The organism is Neobacillus dielmonensis, from assembly GCF_000612665.1.
GTDB classification, from domain to species: Bacteria; Bacillota; Bacilli; order Bacillales; family Cytobacillaceae; genus Neobacillus; species Neobacillus dielmonensis.
The window spans coordinates 38,345-56,912 of sequence record NZ_HG942085.1 but is presented as its reverse complement, the minus strand read 5'-3'; the positions used below and the strand labels follow the sequence as shown (position 1 = coordinate 56,912).

Genomic DNA, 18,568 nt, shown 5'->3' with positions numbered 1-18,568 from the left:
AGTAGGAAATGGACTGGTTGGTGTCCAATAATACAAATTAGGTCTTATAAAAATGTATGCTGGCTCAAGATGGAGGTTGGTTGGAGTGAATTTTGTTGTTAACAAGGAATGGCTCGTTGAACAATTAAATAATGAACAGGTGAAGATTGTAGATTGCCGCTTTGAATTGGGCAATCCGGATAAAGGGGAGCGGCTCTATCAAGAAAGCCATATCCCGGGAGCGGTCTATTTTCATCTAGAAAAACAGTTATCTGCTCCTGTTGGAGTACACGGAGGGCGGCACCCGCTTCCAGATATCAATGAGTTTAAGCTTGAAATTGAAAAGGCTGGAATCAGCAATACGAGTACAGTAGTCGCATATGACGGCGGAGAGGGGCAGTATGCATCCCGCCTTTGGTGGCTGCTTACCTATATTGGCCATGACAAAGTATATGTATTAAATGAGGGCATTACAGGTTGGAATGAAGCAGGTTATCCAACAACAGTAGAAGTGCCTAAGTACCAACCAGCAGAATATGAGGTGAAAATTCGAAAAGATATGCTGGCTTCTTATGATGAGGTAAGAAAAATTGTCGACCAAAAGAGTTCATCCCCGGTATTAATCGATTCGAGGGATGAAGCTCGGTATTTAGGAAAAGTGGAACCACTAGATCGAATAGCAGGACATATTCCGGGTGCCATAAACAAGTTTTGGGCAGAAGGATTGGAACAGGGAACATTTAAAAATAGCGATGAGCAAAAAAAGAGATTTGCTGAGCTTAATCAGGAAGAGCCTATCATCGTTTATTGCGGTTCAGGGGTAACAGCCACTCCAAATTATATTGCTTTAAAAATAGCAGGCTATCAAAATGTAAAGTTATATGCAGGCAGTTATAGTGATTGGGTCTCTTATGAAGAGAACTCAGTAGCAAAAGGGAAGGAATCTTGAACAGGAAATACGGTTCAAGAAGAGGATAGTTTCGAATGAAAATAAACGGGTGTAGTGTTCTCTACACCCGTTTATTAATCGAGCAGTTTATTCATACAGATTGGCGGATGATGATTACAGTTTTATTTGCTGGTTATTTATCTAGCAATTCTTGAAATTAGAGTTTAAGTTGATAGGCCCTGACAAGAATTCCGTCATTAGCTGGTTCAAAGTCAAATTGGGGCAATCGCTCAAAGCCAAATCTTTCATATAGACTGATGGCATTTTTCATAAATTCCCCAGTATGCAGCCCAATGGTACTGAATCCTTTTGCCTTGGAGCGTTTTATACATTCACGTATAAGTGCTGAAGCCACTCCTTTGCCCCGGGCCTCTGATGCTACGGCAAGCATGCGAATTTCAGGATAGTCGAGTTCGCCGATATATCCTTCATAGGCATTTGTTTTGGCAGGAAATAAAGCAACACTTCCAACCATTTTCTCCTGTATGAGGGCAACAATTAATTCTACTCCTTCCTGTTCAGCCACAGCCGAAGAAATGGACTTGGCTAAAGCCTCCCAGTGGTCTGCTGGCAGAACATCTTTGTATTGGCGATAAGCCTCTATTCTTTGTTCTCGGATAGACGGGTACATCTCTTTTTCAGCATCGTAAATTACTAATTTTTCCATTCCATCCATATCCCCTTTGTTTTATTGAATAAGGAACTTTTCTTGGTTTCCACTCAGTGCATCTCTGTAATGCTCCGAATTCCACACGGATAGATCAGGGCCTTTTGGCAGGATTTTCGGTTCTGACTTCTCGGGTGAAATCGTAATTGATAAATGATAGTGTTTTTTTATAGCATCAAAATCTGTCGTGTCACCAAAACCTGGCGTTTGATATAAGTCACGCACATAACCCCATAAGTACTGAAATTCACGGATTAAATTCCGGTTTGTATGGAACGCTGTAAAGTAAGCCGCATCGAAGCGGACAAGTGTTGTGTATAGCCTGACGTCTGAATCGGTTATAAAATCACCGAATAAAAATCTCTGTTTCGATAAGCGTTGCTCAAATTCATCTAATCTATTAAATAACACATCATAAGCCGCTTCATAAGACTCCTGAGATTGTGCAAACCCACATTTATAAACCCCGTTGTTAATGTCCGTAAAAATAATCTCATTTAATGTGTCTATTTCCTGGCGGAGAGGCTCAGGATACAAATCCGGTGCATTTTCCCTATGATAGGGTTTCCAAACTGTTTCAAAATAATTGGTCAGTTTAAAATAATCATTATTGACAACCTTACGGCTTTGAATGTCAACGATGGCCGGGACAGTCGGACGGCCCGAATAGTTTGGATCGGTGTTGTTATAGACTTCACTCATGTACTGGAAACCTAAAACGTCATCTACCCCGCCTTTATTCAATGAAAATTCCCAGTCTACATGTGGCAGCCTCGGACGGATTGGACTAACAGTTCCTAGACTGATGGCTTCTTCTAATCCAAGGACCTTTCGTACAATGACAGAACGATGGGCCCAAGGACATGCTGCAGACCATATGAGTCGATAGCGGCCCGCTATAACTGGAAGGTCCTGTGGTTTATCTCCAAAAGGTGTGGTGAATTTATTTACTTGACGCTTGAAAGAGCCATCTGTGCTAATTTCAGCTGGTTTTTGAACAGTCATTTTAAAAATCCTTTCTAGCTTTTTTTCTTTAATGAGGTAGGGTCCACCATTAAAAATTCCACTTTCATTTTAAAATTCCTGTTATAACCCAGAAGGGAGGTTTAGAAAAAATGTTTCATGTGGAACATTAGAGTCACCCATATGGGTAACATTGGGATAATCAGTTGATGACGTTTTCAGGAATCTTAAGTATAATGGCAATTATAACAAGGTTAATTAGGACGTGAGAATAGGGTGAAAGAAATTACAGTAGGAGACTTGGTTAGGAAGTTTTCTTTGAAGGTCCTGGCAGGTGAACGTCAACTGCAGAAACAAATTACGCAACCACGGGTGCATCGTCCAGGCCTGGAGTTTGTTGGCCATTTTGACTTTTTTCCAACAGAACGGGTTCAAATTTTGGGAAAAAAGGAAATTACCTATTTGCATAAGTTAAGCAGAGAAGAACGCAAAGTCCGCATCGGCAATATTGTCCACTATCATCCGCCGTGCTTTATTGTAACAGCTGGGGAAGAAGGACTTACCTACTTAATTCACCACTGTACCGAACAGGGCATTCCATTGCTAGTCACAAACAAGCCGGAAACAACTTCAGAATTTATCACTAAAATAGATGCTTATTTGGTGAAGGAATTGGCACCGGAAATGGCAATTCATGGGGTTTGTATGAATGTGTCTGGTATCGGCATCTTGCTTCGCGGAAGCTCAGGAGTAGGAAAAAGCGAGACTGCACACACATTAATCCGCCGAGGACACCGGCTGGTAGCGGATGATATTGTTGTGCTAAAGAAACTAAGTACGCAAACCATTTTAGGGACACATAATGAGAAAAATAAAGAGTTTTTGGCGCTTCGGAGCATTGGCCTGTTAAATGTGGTCCGCTTGTACGGGCGCAAGGCTTTTCAAGATGAGACCCGAATCTCTTTGGATATTCATTTAACCAAATGGGAAAAGGATGCCTTGTATAATGATTTGGAACAGGAGTTTCACTATACTGATTATATGGGGGTTAAAATTCCTTCCATTGAAATTCAACTCCAGCCTGGACGGGATGTGGCGGGATTAATTGAGGCAGCCGCAAATAACTGGTATTTGAAGCAGCAGGGCTACAGCGCGGCAGAAGAATTTATGAACCGAATTGAAGCGGACATGGCCAAATCTAGCACAAACCAATTTGAACCTTAGTCAATTTGACACCGTATATCGGTGTCCTTTTAATAATTTAACTAAAATTGATGGCCGCGCATGGAATAGCCGAGTAAATGGTAAAAGGTCTTAGAGAAGGGAACGATGATATAAGTTCGCTTCTCTAAACAGGAATAAACTCTACTTTAATCCAATAGGGATTCAATAATTTCATCTACTGTACGCAGTCTGCCGATTCTTGGAAAAATATACTTCAAAACATATTCATGTTCTTCTTGGCTGATCCCGGTCATCGCATCAATGGCAAATACTTGGTTGTAGCCATGTTGAAATGCTTCCCTGGCGGTCGTATCAACGCCGTAGCCTGTGGCTATTCCGCAAAGAACAATCGTATCGATTCCCCTCCTGCGGAGCTGAAGATCCAAATCTGTTCCGTAAAACGCACCCCATTGATGTTTGGTAATCAGAAAATCTGTATCCGTCACGCCGATTTCCGAAACAATATCCCCCGGATTCTTTGGCGGCTTTCCAGTAATTAATGGCGAGGAAATGTCGGTTAGGGGTTTTAAAACATCTTTCCCGTCTTTCGATGTTACTCGAACAATTCCAACAAATGCCCCTTCTTCCCGGAACACATTAATAAGCTTAGCAGCTTTTGATACCACATCTTTTGTTGAATAAGGTTTTCCTTCAAGAGCTACCACACCGTTTTGCAAATCAATGACCACTAATGCAGCTTTTTTAAGATTTAATTCATTGTTCAAGATTGACCACGCTCCTTCCGTTAAGAATTCAAACCATAGTATAAAACAATCTGTAGCCATTTCAAAATAAACACGCTTAGGAGATGAATTGAACGGCATGTGGAAGGACTTTTCACTTTTTTAAAAGCTCTAAATAGTTTATAATAGTCAGATAATAGTAGTATAATGATTTTAGACTATGAATCTTTGTGATGGAGACAGAAAAGGTGTGTTTCTAAGTGATATCTTGCTTTTTGAAACCAAGCAGGAGCACTTGCCCTTTTTTGCCAATATAGGGGATAAGGATGGATATCATGAGTAACATACAGGGGAAAACAGATGTTATCTTAATCGGGGCTGGAATCATGAGCGCCACGTTGGGATCCTTATTGAAGGAACTGGCGCCGGAATGGGACATAAAAGTATTTGAAAAACTTGAAAGTGCAGGAGAAGAAAGCTCGAATGAGTGGAATAATGCAGGAACGGGACATTCCGCACTGTGTGAGCTAAACTACACTGTCGAAAAACCGGACGGGTCGATTGATATCAGCAAAGCTATCAGCATTAATGAACAGTTCCAGCTGTCAAGACAGTTTTGGTCTTATCTTGTGAACAGCAATCTGATTCAAAATCCGCAGGAGTTTATTAGACAATTGCCTCACATGAGTCTGGTGCTAGGCGAAAAGGATGTTACTTTTTTACAAAAGCGTTTTAAAGCGCTTTCGGATAACCCTCTATTCCAAGGAATGGAATATACAGAAGATCCTAAAAAGCTGAAGGAATGGGTTCCGCTCATCATGGAAGGCCGTGCATCCAATGAGCCGGTTGCGGCAACCAAAATTGACTCTGGAACGGATGTTAACTTTGGTGCGTTAACCCGCATCTTATTTGATCATTTAAAGAGCCAAAACGTTGAGGTCAACTACAAGCACAGTGTGGAGGATATCAAGCGTACGGAAGATGGCTTATGGGAACTCAAAATTTGGAATATGGCTACAGGCAACATCGAACGGCATTATGCCAAGTTTGTGTTTATTGGCGCCGGCGGCGGAAGTTTGCCATTACTGCAAAAGACAGGAATTCCTGAGTCAAAACATATTGGCGGATTCCCAGTCAGCGGACTATTTATGGTATGCAACAATCCGGAAGTGGTGGAGAAGCATCACGCAAAGGTGTATGGTAAAGCCAAAGTAGGTGCTCCGCCAATGTCTGTTCCGCATCTTGATACAAGATTCATTGATAACAAGAAAACCTTGCTGTTTGGACCGTTTGCCGGTTTCTCACCAAAGTTTTTAAAAACCGGATCGAATCTTGATTTAATTGGTTCTGTGAAACCCAATAACGTCCTTACAATGCTGGCAGCAGGAGTAAAAGAGTTATCTTTAACAAAATATCTCATCCAGCAATTAATGTTATCGAAGGAACAGCGACTGGAAGAGTTACGGGAGTTTATCCCGAATGCAAAGCTTGAAGATTGGGATATGGTAGTAGCTGGACAGCGTGTTCAGGTGATTAAAGATACAGAAAAAGGCGGCAAAGGAACACTTCAATTTGGTACGGAAGTGATTACGGCGGCGGATGGCTCAATCGCTGCCTTGCTCGGTGCTTCTCCGGGTGCTTCGACGGCTGTTCACGTTATGCTTCAGGTATTGGAAAGATGCTTCCCTCGTCAAATTGAAGACTGGGAATCGAAAATCAAAGAGATGATTCCATCGTACGGCGAGTCACTAATGGACAATCCAGAGCTTCTTGATAAAATTCATGGTACAACAGCAGAGGCACTTGGCCTAGTCGAAAAAGAACTGGTTCTGCATTAAATTAGATTAAACCTTTAATTCATTTTGAATTGAAGGTTTTTTTTCAAAAAGGCTCTGTTAAACGATAATGTTGATTTTTAAAACCTGTTGATTGGAGAGGATAAGCTCGACTCCTGCGGGAGTACGGGGCTGGGGAGACCCCGCAGGCGCTTTCATCGCCGAGGAGACTCCCCGGCACGCCCGCGGGTTCGCTGAGCGACTGGAGCGGAAATCATCAGTCAAATTTTAAAGGTACTTAAAAAATATACAGAGCGAGGTGACATATATGCAAAGGGCAATTCATATTTTTCCCGAATTTAAGAATATAAATTTGATAGAAGAATTAAGAAAAAAGTATGACCCATTGTTTGGGGTTGTGCAGCCACATATTACGCTTGTCTTCCCCTTTGAGAGCGAAATCTCATCTTTAACTCTTGAAGAACACATAAAAAATACATTAATTGGGGTCAAACCTTTTCCTATTCTGTTGAAGGGAGTTACTGGTTCGCTAAATAATTACCTATTCTTAAATGTTAAAAAGGGAAACGACAATTTAATCGAATTGCACGATCGGTTATATTCTGGTCCATTATTTGAATTTATGAGCCGTCAACATACCTATTCTCCTCATTTGACTGTTGGGAGATTAAAAAATGATATTGAGTTTCTAACAGCATTGGATGTTACAAAGCCATTTGAGGAGAGCTTCGAAACGATTGTCACTGAAGTAACTTCTGAAGTCATTGAAAGTAATGGGAATTCAATCATTGAATTTAAGGTTTCTTTTTGAATTTAAGCTAAAAAATTGAAACGAAAATAACTCCTATTTAAAAAAAAGCAATGGAATAACGAATTCCATTGCTTTTTCATTTACTAATTTGGTTTCAAAACGCTTGTTAATTTAGGTGCTAAATGGGTTGCAAATTAACGTTTTCTTCTCGAAAACCGAACCCGTTACACGAAGGGTGGCTTCTTTAAATTCTCTTCCTATGCACTTTCTGTTTTACGAAAGGTGAGGGCTAACAGCATGGCTGGTACCGAACAAGCAATCATGCCGATAAAGGCATATCTTGGCTCCATTTCGAATAAATAGCCGCCGAATATCGTGAACACAGCTGTGCCCCAGCTAAGCGCCAATGCGGAATACAGACCCTGTGCAATTGGTATTTGGTCATTAGGGATATGTGTGATTAAGTATTTCATAAACGCATAATGCCCCATGGCAAAGGAAAAGGCATGCAGTGTTTGGGCAAAACAAAATACAACCACATTTGGAAAGGCGAATACTAAGATCCACCTTAGCGTTGAGCCCAAGGCCGATAGTGCCAGCAAAGCACCTGCTGAAAATTTAGGAAATACCCGATCGGCAATCGAGAAAAAGATGATTTCTGCCAGCACGGCAATGTTCAGGATGACTCCAATTAAATATTTTGGTGCATGAATGTCTTGTAAAAAGAGATAGCCATAGCTGTAGTAAGAAGCATGTGCTGATTGCAGTAAAATGACAATAATGAGCACTAAACTAAAGTGCTTAATGCGAAACAATTTGAGCATGCCCGCCTTCTCTTTTGGCTGCTTTTGCGGTTTTTCCGATAAAACTTGTGGAGCAGGCATCAAACCAAGGCACACAAATGCTGCTGAGCCAAGTAACAGTGTCCATAAAATAACCTCATCGCCAAACTTTCCTGTAAAGACCGTTAAAATCATACCAGCCGCGACAAATCCTATAGATCCCCATGAACGGCTTTTTCCGTAATGTTTTAATAGACCCTTTTGTACCAGAACACCAGCCGCACTATCCAATGCGGGCATTAAGGTAGGGTAAAAAATATGAAGAAGTAAGGTTACCAATAGTAAACTATTAAATGAGTTTACTGGGATATAGCACAATAAGGCGGCCAGCGTGATAACGGCCATGCCATTTAATAATGTTTTGCTGCTGAATTTCCCCGATAAGTACGGAAAGGCAAATAGGGTGGAAAGTCCCCGGGCAACCAAACCTAAGCTCATAATCAAACTCGCTTGTGAGATGGAAACCCCTTTTGTTTCGACCAACCATCCCGTCCAATAAGGAAGAAAGATGCCCCAAGTCAAATAAAAAGTGAAAAATTGTCTGCCCATCCAGCGTTGCGTATTCATTTTCTTGAATCCCCCCAATGATTGCATGATATCATGGAGAAAGATAAGATAATAGGAGATATCTCATATTTTGGGGTGGAGAATGGAAATTTATAAAAATGAAAAAAGACAGCATTTTTTGGAGAAACATTCGATTAAACATTTATTCTCTTTTCCGATTGAAGACTATATCGAAGTCCATGAATATAAACGCGATGAATGGATAATCCAAGAAGGCACACGGCCGGATTATTTATTTTATGTGATCGAAGGAAAAGCAAAAATATATGTGACCCATCAAAACGGCAAAGTGTCCTTGATCAATTTTATTAACCCGAACGAGTATATTGGGGAAATGGAGCTTTTAAATGATATCTACTATACAAAAGGGATTCAAAGCTCTACAAAGACAATCTGTTTGGCGATTCCATTTAATCGTTGCCGGGCGCAATTGCTCGAAGATGTGGTATTTCTTCGTGAACTGACCAGATTATTAAGCCTGAAATCCACCATTATGGCGGCAAAGTATACACAAAGCCTGGCCTTTCCACTTGAAAACCGACTGGCGGAGTTTATTTTGCAAACAGCAGATGGCCATGTTTACAAAGAAAAACACGTAATGGTTTGTGATTTTTTAGGGGTTTCTTATCGCCACCTTTTACACGTCCTTGGGCAATTTTGTGAGAAAGGATACTTGCAAAAGGAAGGCCGGTCCTATTTGATTCAGCAGCCAGACGCATTGCGTAAGCTTGCTGATATGTTAAGGAATGAATAACAAACAAAAGAAATCATCGAGTAGAGGGATTGAAATGAGATTTTTGAACCAGGGCTTGGCACAGGAAATTGTCAATCGGACGATGAAAATCATCAACCGAAATATAAATGTGATGAATGAAAAGGGAATCATTATCGGCTCAGGAGATAAAAAAAGGATTGATACGATTCATGAAGGAGCCGTAAGGGTAATTGAGAACAAGTCCGGTTTTGAAATTGAGGAGGCTGAAGCGAAACTGCTTCACGGAGTCAAGGCAGGCATCAATCTGCCGATTACCTTTCGGGATCATGTCGTCGGTGTGATCGGGATTACAGGAGCACCGGATGAAATCCGCAACTATGGGGAATTAGTCAAAATGGCAGCCGAAATGATTCTGCAACAGGCTGTCCTTGTCGAAGAAATGCAGTGGGATGAACGGCTAAAGGAAGAATTAATCAGCCAGCTGCTTCAGGGCACCGACAAATTGACACCATTTTATTTTGAACGGGTGGAACGGCTGGGGATTAACCTGGATATCCCCAGAGTGGTGATTCTTTTGAGTGTTGAAAACCAATCCAATGCGTATAAATATATTCAGGAAAAATTGGAGAAAGATGACTTATACGTGATGCATCCTGATCATATTGTCCTGTTAAAAAAGGTACATATAAAGGAGTATGAATGGGACTATTCCAGAACTTTGCATAGATTGGAAAAGTGGATGTTGGGACTAAAAAGCCAGCAGCAGAATCGTTTAAAAGTAGTAATGGGTGATTATCATGCTGGTTTAGACGGGGTTTCCAAGTCTTATCAGGATGCTGTTGATACTTCGAAGGTGGGAGAAAAACTACATCCAGACAAAACGATTTATTTTTATCAGGATTATAAGCTGCCTGTGTTTCTAGCGCGAGCAAATCAACTTGGAATTGCGGAGGATATTGGTCCTTATTTTGCACAGCTGCAGCACCATGATAAAAAGGGGGAACTGCTGGAGACCTTGATGAGTTATGTCGAGGAGAATGGGGATATCAATAAGGTAGCAGGAAGACTCTTCATTCACCGAAACACCCTCCGTTACCGTTTAGAACGGATTACGGAAATAACCGACAAAGACCCTCGAAAGGTAAAGGATTTACTGGAACTTTACTTATCTATTTTGCAGCATCAAGTAAAATGAAATTGTGCAAATGCACAAAAAGGCCTGGGATTGCCAGGTCTTTTTTTGATAGGGTGAATAATGAAAACATTTTCGCAACCGCTTACAATGTAAGTACAACAAGACAAGGGGGAATAGAGTTATGGATGCTCAAGTTCAAGTAAGCGCTTTAGGTGCAGTTGTCGCTTTAGTTGTTGCGATTGTTTTGATTTTAAAGAAAGTTTCTCCTGCCTACGGAATGATCGCCGGTGCGTTAGTCGGAGGTCTTGTCGGCGGTGTTGATATAACCAATACAGTTACATTAATGATGGAAGGTGCCAAAGGCATTATTCCAGCTGTGTTAAGGATTTTAGCAGCAGGTGTTTTAGCAGGCGTCTTGATTGAATCAGGTGCTGCTGCTGTTATTGCAGAAACGATTGTAAAAAAATTAGGGGAAACAAGAGCGTTGCTTGCTTTGGCTGTTGCTACGATGATTTTGACAGCAGTTGGGGTTTTCATTGATGTAGCGGTTATTACCGTTTCTCCGATTGCCCTGGCCATTGCCAAACGAGCTGGCATTTCAAAGACTGCTATATTACTAGCGATGATTGGCGGCGGTAAAGCCGGAAACATTATGTCGCCAAATCCAAATGCCATTGCCGCTTCGGATGCGTTTAAAGTTCCATTAACATCGATTATGGCTGCTGGAATCATACCAGCCATTTTTGGACTGGTTGTAACGTATTTCTTAGCTAAAAAACTAGTCAAAAAGGGTTCAGTTGTACAAGGACAAGAAATTCAGACACATAACGGCGGCCCGCTTCCTTCCTTCATAGCGGCTTTGATTGCGCCAATTGTGACCATAATTTTATTAGCTTTACGGCCTTTATTCGATATCAGTATTGACCCGATGATTGCATTGCCTATTGGAGGAATCGTTGGTGCAGTCGTGATGGGCAGAGGAAGAAAAGTAAACGAGTATGCCATTTCAGGTTTGGGAAAAATGACCGGTGTTGCGATCATGCTACTTGGAACCGGTACTCTTGCTGGCATTATTGCCAATTCCGGATTAAAAGATGTTTTAATTGAAGGATTAAATGCACTAGGTCTTCCAGGTTATGTTCTGGCACCAGTTTCAGGTATCTTTATGTCAGCTGCCACTGCGTCAACAACAGCTGGTACAGCAGTAGCCAGCCAAGTGTTTAGTTCAACGATATTGGGAATGGGCGTTTCCGCCATCGCAGGCGCTGCTATGATCCATGCCGGTGCGACTGTACTCGACCACTTACCGCACGGAAGCTTTTTCCACGCGACAGGAGGCAGTGTCAATATGGAAATCAAAGAACGCCTAAAAGTGATTCCATATGAAACATTGGTTGGTTTAACGTTAGCGATTGTTTCCACGTTGATTTACGGGGTATTCCATATCTTTGGGTAAGAATAACTAGACAGGAGAGGGAAAAAGATGAAGATTGTCATTGCGCCAGATTCCTTTAAAGAAAGTTTATCCGCATTAGAGGCAGCAGAATCGATTGAGAGAGGCTTTAAACGGGTCATTCCTGATGCTGAATATGTAAAGGTGCCGATGGCTGACGGTGGTGAGGGAACCGTTCAGTCGCTGGTAGACGCAACTGGCGGTCAAATCATTTCTAAAACAGTGACTGGACCGCTGGGAGAACCTGTAGAAGCTTTTTTTGGGATCCTTGGCAACAAAACGACAGCGGTCATCGAAATGGCGGCGGCTTCTGGAATTCACCTTGTTCCTGCTGAGCAGCGAAATCCACTGGTGACCACGACAAGAGGAACCGGTGAATTAATAACTGCAGCACTCGACCATGGGGTTGACCACATCATCATTGGTATAGGCGGAAGTGCAACGAATGATGGCGGTGCTGGTATGGCTAAGGCACTTGGGGCAAAGCTGCTTGACCAAAATGGGGCGGAAATAGAGGAAGGCGGCGGTGCCCTAGGGTGCTTAGATTCTATCAATCTCTCAGAGTTTGACCCACGTCTCTCCCATGTGAAAATTGAAGTAGCGTGTGATGTTGATAATCCGCTGACAGGGGAAAAAGGAGCATCGGCGATTTTTGGACCGCAAAAAGGGGCAGACCAACAAATGGTAGCCCTGCTTGACCAAAATCTTGCGCATTATGCTGCCGTTATTGAGCGGGACCTTGGCAAAAATATAAACGATGTCCCTGGTGCTGGTGCCGCTGGGGGACTCGGCGGCGGATTGCTCGCCTTCATGTCGGCAGAGTTGAAGCGGGGTGTCGATATTGTGATTGAAGCAACAGGTTTATCTAGTATCGTTGAGGATGCGGATTTGGTCATTACGGGAGAAGGAAAGATTGACGGGCAGACCATTTTTGGCAAGACTCCCATTGGTGTTGCGAAAACAGCCAAAAAACATGGCATCCCTGTTGTTGGGATTGCTGGTAACGTCGCCAAAGATAGTGAGGCAGTTTATGAACATGGCATCGATGCCTTGTTCAGTATTGTTCCTGGGGTGACTTCTTTGGAGGATGCTTTCAAGCATGCAGGAGAATACGCCGAGAGAACGGCTGCGAGCATAGCTGCTGTTTTTAAGATCGGTTTTGTTAAACGATAATGTTGTAAAAAACAAGGTCTGACAATGATGTCAGGCCTTGTTTTTTTGTTAATCGATCTCGTCATATTACCGTATCCTGCCGGGCTCTTCGAAGCATTTTATATAAAAAGAAACAGCAAAGTGAACAAAGAATGGCCATTCCAGCAATAAATCCATATCCGGCTTGCAGGCCAACAAGTTCGTTCCCTTGATTTTTTCCAAAAAACTCATTCACCATATCAATAATGAACCCGATTAACAGGTTTCCGATTACGCTGGCAATTCCCATCAATGTAACCGTAAAGGTAATCGCCGTCCCCACTCCTTTGGCATGGCGCTTCGCTAGCAGTGCCATCACCGTAGGATAGATAGGGGCAATTCCAATCCCGGCAATCGCAAAAAGAATGGCCCCGGTTTCCCCAATGAAAATTGCAGCAAAGCTGCATATGCCTGAGAAGGCAGAAAACAGCATGATGGAAAGAGCGTAACCGATTTTGTCAGTGATTGGACCGGCAAATAAACGGGATAGGGTAAAAAACAGGAAAAATAATGATAGCATTCCTGACGATTGCTTTAAGGACCAATCGTAGGCATGCTCCAAATAATAGACAAGCCAGCTTCCGACCGCCAACTCGGAAATCACCCCAAATGAAAGTACCGCTACAATCAGCCAGGCAATCGGGTCGCGCAATAACCCGCTAAACGAGGCTGCTTCTCCCTCGCTTTGATGCTCCTCAGGAAACCTTCCTATTAGCGAAGGAATAATCGGCAAGAGGGACAAGGAAAGAAGAATCAGGTACATGCCCCGCCATCCCAATTGATGATCTGTCAGGTGCCAGCCCATCATAGCAGCTCCTAAAATCGGCGCCCCAATCGAGCTAAGACCATAAAAAAAGTGGGCCAAATTCATCATGGTCCCTGTATTCTTAGTGAAAATGCGGGCGGCCATGATGCCAAGTCCAATTTCTAACATCCCGTTTCCTATGTATAGAAGAAAATAGGAAGCAGTTAAGGAGAGATATCCCTTTGATAGAAACATAAAGACTCCCGATAAGGCCATTGAGGCAAAAGCGAGAATCCCTGTAAATTTAATGCCAATTTTATCAGCAAGAACCGAGGTGAACGAGCAGGCTAGTAAATATCCTAAAGAGTTAAGGGAGAGCAGGACACCGAGCTGTGATTCCTCGAGAGAGAACTCCGATTGCATACTCGGGAGAGCGGGCCCCTTGATATTTTCCGATAGCCCGAAAAAAAGAAATCCACCAAAAACAACGAATAATAGGATCCAACTATTGATTCTATGACTCTTCAAGTACGGTACCTCCATATGCCAGTCAAATTTGTATGTATGATTAATTTTAAAGCAAAGAGAGGGGGTGTTGAATCATATTCTAAGTTTTGGAGAGATTTCTAATATAGTAGACAAAAAATAAAAAATCCGCTGTGCAAAACACAGCGGATAGTATTAATTTCGGATGAGGTAATCGAATGCACCTAAGGATGCTGTCGCACCTGATCCCATTGAAATAATGATTTGTTTATATGGACTATTCGTACAGTCACCTGCAGCGAATACACCAGGAGTGCTGGTTGCGCCACGATTATCGACAACCACTTCACCCATTCGAGTGCGTTCAAGCGTGTCGGCTAACCATTCCGTATTTGGTACAAGACCAATTTGGACAAACACACCTTGTAATTCAATATGATGTTCTTCTTCTGTTTCGCGGTCAATGTAGGTAATGCCGTTTACTTTGTCAGTACCGGTAATTTCCTTTGTTTGAGCATTTTTTACAACCGTTACATTTGGAAGACTGTAGAGACGGTCTTGCAGTACAGAGTCAGCTTTCAGTTCTGGCGCAAATTCAATGACCGTGACATGCTTAACAATGCCAGCAAGGTCAATGGCTGCTTCAATACCAGAGTTACCCCCGCCGATTACAGCAACGTCTTTTCCGGCAAACAATGGTCCATCACAGTGAGGGCAATAGGCTACCCCTTTGTTTTTGAACTCAGCTTCGCCTGGGACATTGACATTGCGCCAGCGGGCACCCGTCGAAAGAATGACTGTCTTGCTTTTTAGAACAGCGCCGTTTTCAAGTTCGACTTCAATGAGGTCTTTCTTTTCCAAACGCTTCGCACGCTGTGCTGTCATAATATCCACATTGTACTGTTTCACATGTTCTTCTAGACTTGCGCCTAGCTGTGGACCTTCAATATATTTAGTACCAATCAAGTTCTCAATGCCAAGGGTATCAAGCACCTGGCCGCCAAAGCGTTCCGCTACAATTCCAGTACGAATGCCTTTACGAGCTGCATAGATAGCGGCACTGGATCCGGCAGGACCACCGCCGACAACCAATACATCAAATGGCTCTTTCTCGGCAAATTCAGATGCATCTGGAGCACTGCCCATTTTGGCAAGGATTTCATCCAGTGTCATCCGGCCGCTTCCAAATGGTTCTCCATTAAGGAAAACAGTTGGTACTGCCAGGATGTTTCGGCGTTCTGCTTCTTCTTTGAATGCAGCACCATCAATCATCGTATGGCTGATCCCGGGGTTGAGGACACTCATCACGTTCATGGCCTGTACCACATCAGGACAGTTATGGCAGCTTAATGATACAAATGTCTCAAAGCGATATTCGCCTTTTACATTTTTCACTTGATCGATTAATTTCTGATCGACCTTTGGAGCTCGGCCGCTGACTTGGAGCAGGGCTAGCACAAAGGAAGTGAATTCATGTCCGAATGGAAGACCGGCAAAAATAATGCCGGTGTCTTCCCCAGGACGATTGACACTAAAGCTTGGTGTTCGATCTAATGCTGTTTTTTCTACTTTAATTTTAGGTGACATCGTTGCCAGCTCATCCACAAGAGACAACATGTCTCTTGAAAGTTCATCTGTGCTAGCACTGACTTTAAGCAGTACGTCATTTTCCAATAATTGAAGATATTGGTTGAGTTGTGCTTTTATATCTGCATCGAGTATCATTTATAGCACTTCCTTAAATTTTACCTACTAGGTCAAGGCTTGGCTTAAGTGTTGCAGCTCCTTCTTTCCATTTAGCTGGGCAAACTTCGCCAGGATTGTTACGCACGTATTGTGCAGCTTTAATTTTATCAACTAATGTGCTAGCATCACGGCCAATACCGTCTGCGTTGATTTCAACAGCTTGGATCACGCCGTCTGGGTCGATGATGAATGTACCACGGTCAGCAGCGCCTTCGCCTTCTCTTAATACTTCAAATTGAGTAGAAAGAACATGGGCAGGGTCACCAATCATGCCATAAGTAACTTTGCCGATGGCGTCTGAAGTTTCGTGCCATGCTTTATGAGTGAAATGAGAATCTCTTGATACAGAGAATACTTCAGCTCCAAGTTCTTGAAGTGTTGGGTATTGATCTTGAAGGTCTTCAAGTTCAGTTGGGCAAACGAATGTAAAGTCTGCTGGATAGAAACAAACAACAGTCCAGTGACCTCTGAAATCTGCATCTGTTACTTCGATAAATTCACCATTTTTGAAAGCTTGTGCAACAAATGGTTGTACTTCTTTTCCAATTAGAGACATAATAAAATTCCTCCTAAAAATTTATGTTTAATAATAGATAGCTTGTCCACTACTAGTAATAGTATGTCCAGGCTTATCTAAAATTATTATTAATTTATATTAGTTATTATAGATATCTTATAATATTTTTGTCAAATAAAATAAATAATTATTTTAAATAGATATAAACTATAAAAAAGATGAATTTATATGTAAGCGCTTTATCGCTATTAGTATACCTATATAGTAATGTAGTTAAATAGATAGCTTATTCTTGCTTAAGAAGCGTGAGTTATCGGATTTTTGTTCATTATCAGTAGTGAATGACTAAATTTAATTATAGTTACTGTATAAATAGGGTAAATGAGAATTCAGTTTGTAAATGATAACCACTGGTTTCCATCAAAATAAGGCAGCTGTGTTTTCTTCTGCTGCCTTATTTGTAGAAAAACACCTTCAGATTATCACGATTATCTAGAGTAGCAAGTAGGACATTATGTACTTCAGCCTGATATTGGTTTTGTAATGTGGAGATGACCCATTCCCGGGTTTTTTGGGACTGGTATAACTCCTCCGTGTTGATTTTCCCTTCTTTAATTATAGTCCGTGGTAAGTTGAAAGGTTGTGTTTCTATTTGGCAGTCTGCTGGGGTAACAGGTTCATACTTTGGATCAAGGAATACAGAAATTTTTCCATCTGCTTCAAAAATCGCCAAAGCGACTTTTTTGACATCGTCCGCCTTTTGTTCCCGCAGCTGCTCTAATAACACGTCTAGGGAGATCCTAGCCTTCTTTAATCCATGATAAAGGATTCTTCCCTCCTTAACGACGGTAATCGCTGGAGGAGTAATTAATTTCCTGAAACTAGGAAATTTCAGAACAAGATAAATGCCAATGAGGTATAAAAGGACCAGTACACATGTTGTGATAAGGGCTCCTTTAAAACTATGTTCCTCATTTGATAACGGGTGGGCTATCACGTCCCCGATCACCAATGCAATGACAAAATCAATCAATCTCAATTGAGAAATGGCACGCTGGCCTAAAATTCTTGCGATCACGATTAAAAAAACAAATCCCACTACTGCCCTTAGTACCCACTGGATCACAGTAAGTGATTCCTGGCTTGAAATGAAGTTCATTCAAGACACATCCTTTACCGGTTTAAACTACCGATTAGTTTAACCCGACGGTTGTGAATTAACCTTGGAGCAGAAAATAAGCCTTGTTCAACCTAGACGCTGGCGGAGCAAGTAGGCAACCCACTTGCAGTGCGGATGTTCTTGAATGTTTTTTAAAAGCCCGGCCACAATGGCCTGGGGAAATACAGGTTCGTTAAGCTGTTGTTTTAATAAGATAAGAGATTCCTTAACCAATGCGTTATCCAGTTCTTCCACTTTTTGTTCTAATAACTCCATTACGTTCTCTTTTGTGGTTTCATCGACTGACTGCTTTACAATGGTAATCATATCTTTTGATATAAAGGGGATCGTTGTTTGCTTGGCCAGCAGATTTGTTTTTTCAACAAGTGATTGAGACAGCCGGGTCAAATCATAAGGAAGATGGCTAAATAGGAAAAACTGTGAAAAAGTATTCATGAATCCTTTTATACAAAACATTAAATCATATCTAGTATCCTCGATTTCGCAGCCATATAAACGGTCAATCATGGATAATATAATATTTTCAAGTAAGCTGTCATAATAACGCATTTTAAGGAACAGTTCTTTGTTCAACGAGTGTGACTGTTCCTTCATAAGAACCTTTGCAAAATTAGAATGCTTTTGAAAAGAATCAAAGGTGTTGTAATAAAACTGATATAAAACCTCATCATCGTCCGTGTTTCTGACTGAGTAGTCAGTATTGGAGATGAATTCACTTAAAAAATAATCGATCAAGGCTAAAATTAATTCATCCTTGGACTTGAATGATAGGTAAAAGGCGCCTTTAGAGATGCCGCAATAATCGGTGATTTGTTGGACGGAGGTGGCCTCGAATCCTTGTTTGGCAAATAGCTCTAATGCCTTCTCCATAATTAATTGTTTTTTCAACATATAGTAATTCTCTCCTAAGTCTTTGATTGACAAATGACTGGCTGGTCATTAGTATAAATAGTTGAGTGCAATAAGTCAATCAAGGGTA

17 protein-coding genes are annotated in these 18,568 nt (G+C 41.8%); 8 read left to right on the top strand and 9 right to left on the bottom strand.

The window, feature by feature from the left end:
- Positions 1-85: 85 nt before the first annotated feature.
- Positions 86-928: a sulfurtransferase gene (locus BN2425_RS21775; protein ID WP_042464140.1), complete on the top strand. Its 843-nt coding sequence runs from the start codon at positions 86-88 to the stop codon at positions 926-928.
- A gap of 157 nt (positions 929-1,085) precedes the next feature.
- Here BN2425_RS21775 and BN2425_RS21770 read toward each other — a convergent pair whose 3' ends face one another.
- The gene (locus tag BN2425_RS21770) at positions 1,086-1,595 is read right to left on the bottom strand and encodes a GNAT family N-acetyltransferase (protein WP_042464138.1); all 510 of its coding nucleotides are present in this window, start codon (positions 1,593-1,595) and stop codon (positions 1,086-1,088) included.
- Positions 1,596-1,616: 21 nt separating this feature from the next.
- On the bottom strand, positions 1,617-2,600 hold the full coding sequence (locus BN2425_RS21765; RefSeq protein WP_042464136.1) for a glutathione S-transferase family protein: 984 nt from the start codon (positions 2,598-2,600) through the stop codon (positions 1,617-1,619).
- Positions 2,601-2,834: 234 nt separating this feature from the next.
- On the opposite strand from BN2425_RS21765, the gene hprK reads away from it, so the two are divergent.
- Positions 2,835-3,782 (top strand): HPr(Ser) kinase/phosphatase, encoded by a 948-nt coding sequence (hprK, locus tag BN2425_RS21760; RefSeq protein ID WP_042464134.1) that lies wholly within the window; start codon positions 2,835-2,837, stop codon positions 3,780-3,782.
- A 146-nt stretch (positions 3,783-3,928) separates the two neighbouring features.
- On the opposite strand, the gene BN2425_RS21755 is transcribed toward hprK, so the two are convergent.
- Positions 3,929-4,507 (bottom strand): hydrolase, encoded by a 579-nt coding sequence (locus BN2425_RS21755; RefSeq protein WP_216628816.1) that lies wholly within the window; start codon positions 4,505-4,507, stop codon positions 3,929-3,931.
- 293 nt (positions 4,508-4,800) lie between these two features.
- On the opposite strand from BN2425_RS21755, the gene BN2425_RS21750 reads away from it, so the two are divergent.
- Positions 4,801-6,303 carry a malate:quinone oxidoreductase gene (locus BN2425_RS21750; RefSeq protein WP_042464293.1) on the top strand — a complete coding sequence of 501 codons (1,503 nt, stop codon included), beginning with the start codon at positions 4,801-4,803 and terminating at the stop codon, positions 6,301-6,303.
- A gap of 265 nt (positions 6,304-6,568) precedes the next feature.
- Positions 6,569-7,072, top strand: coding sequence for a 2'-5' RNA ligase family protein (locus BN2425_RS21745; protein WP_042464131.1), 504 nt, complete (start codon positions 6,569-6,571; stop codon positions 7,070-7,072).
- Between the two features lie 197 nt (positions 7,073-7,269).
- Here the strand turns inward: BN2425_RS21745 and BN2425_RS21740 are convergent, their stop codons facing one another.
- Entirely contained in the window at positions 7,270-8,421 is a 1,152-nt protein-coding gene (locus BN2425_RS21740; protein ID WP_042464129.1) for an MFS transporter, read from the bottom strand.
- A gap of 82 nt (positions 8,422-8,503) precedes the next feature.
- Here BN2425_RS21740 and yeiL point away from each other — a divergent pair, with 82 nt between their 5' ends.
- The 4 genes from yeiL to BN2425_RS21720 all read left to right on the top strand — a co-directional run bounded on the left by yeiL (position 8,504) and on the right by BN2425_RS21720 (position 12,897).
- Complete coding sequence (gene yeiL / locus BN2425_RS21735; protein WP_042464127.1) at positions 8,504-9,175, top strand: transcriptional regulator YeiL; 672 nt, start codon at positions 8,504-8,506, stop codon at positions 9,173-9,175.
- A gap of 34 nt (positions 9,176-9,209) precedes the next feature.
- A complete protein-coding gene (locus tag BN2425_RS21730; RefSeq protein ID WP_042464125.1) occupies positions 9,210-10,331 on the top strand; it encodes a sugar diacid recognition domain-containing protein in 1,122 nt (373 codons plus the stop codon).
- Positions 10,332-10,452: 121 nt separating this feature from the next.
- A complete protein-coding gene (locus BN2425_RS21725) occupies positions 10,453-11,727 on the top strand; it encodes a GntP family permease (RefSeq protein WP_042464123.1) in 1,275 nt (424 codons plus the stop codon).
- Positions 11,728-11,754: 27 nt separating this feature from the next.
- Positions 11,755-12,897 carry a glycerate kinase gene (locus tag BN2425_RS21720; RefSeq protein ID WP_042464121.1) on the top strand — a complete coding sequence of 381 codons (1,143 nt, stop codon included), beginning with the start codon at positions 11,755-11,757 and terminating at the stop codon, positions 12,895-12,897.
- A 61-nt stretch (positions 12,898-12,958) separates the two neighbouring features.
- Here BN2425_RS21720 and BN2425_RS21715 read toward each other — a convergent pair whose 3' ends face one another.
- From BN2425_RS21715 to BN2425_RS21695, 5 genes are all read right to left on the bottom strand, one after another.
- The gene (locus BN2425_RS21715) at positions 12,959-14,188 is read right to left on the bottom strand and encodes an MFS transporter (protein ID WP_154663585.1); all 1,230 of its coding nucleotides are present in this window, start codon (positions 14,186-14,188) and stop codon (positions 12,959-12,961) included.
- A gap of 153 nt (positions 14,189-14,341) precedes the next feature.
- Positions 14,342-15,871 (bottom strand): alkyl hydroperoxide reductase subunit F, encoded by a 1,530-nt coding sequence (gene ahpF / locus BN2425_RS21710; protein ID WP_042464117.1) that lies wholly within the window; start codon positions 15,869-15,871, stop codon positions 14,342-14,344.
- Positions 15,872-15,884: 13 nt separating this feature from the next.
- Positions 15,885-16,448 carry an alkyl hydroperoxide reductase subunit C gene (ahpC, locus tag BN2425_RS21705; protein ID WP_042464115.1) on the bottom strand — a complete coding sequence of 188 codons (564 nt, stop codon included), beginning with the start codon at positions 16,446-16,448 and terminating at the stop codon, positions 15,885-15,887.
- 415 nt (positions 16,449-16,863) lie between these two features.
- Entirely contained in the window at positions 16,864-17,568 is a 705-nt protein-coding gene (locus BN2425_RS21700; RefSeq protein WP_042464113.1) for a DUF421 domain-containing protein, read from the bottom strand.
- Between the two features lie 87 nt (positions 17,569-17,655).
- Positions 17,656-18,480 (bottom strand): TetR/AcrR family transcriptional regulator, encoded by an 825-nt coding sequence (locus BN2425_RS21695; RefSeq protein ID WP_042464111.1) that lies wholly within the window; start codon positions 18,478-18,480, stop codon positions 17,656-17,658.
- Between the last annotated feature and the right edge of the window lie 88 nt (positions 18,481-18,568).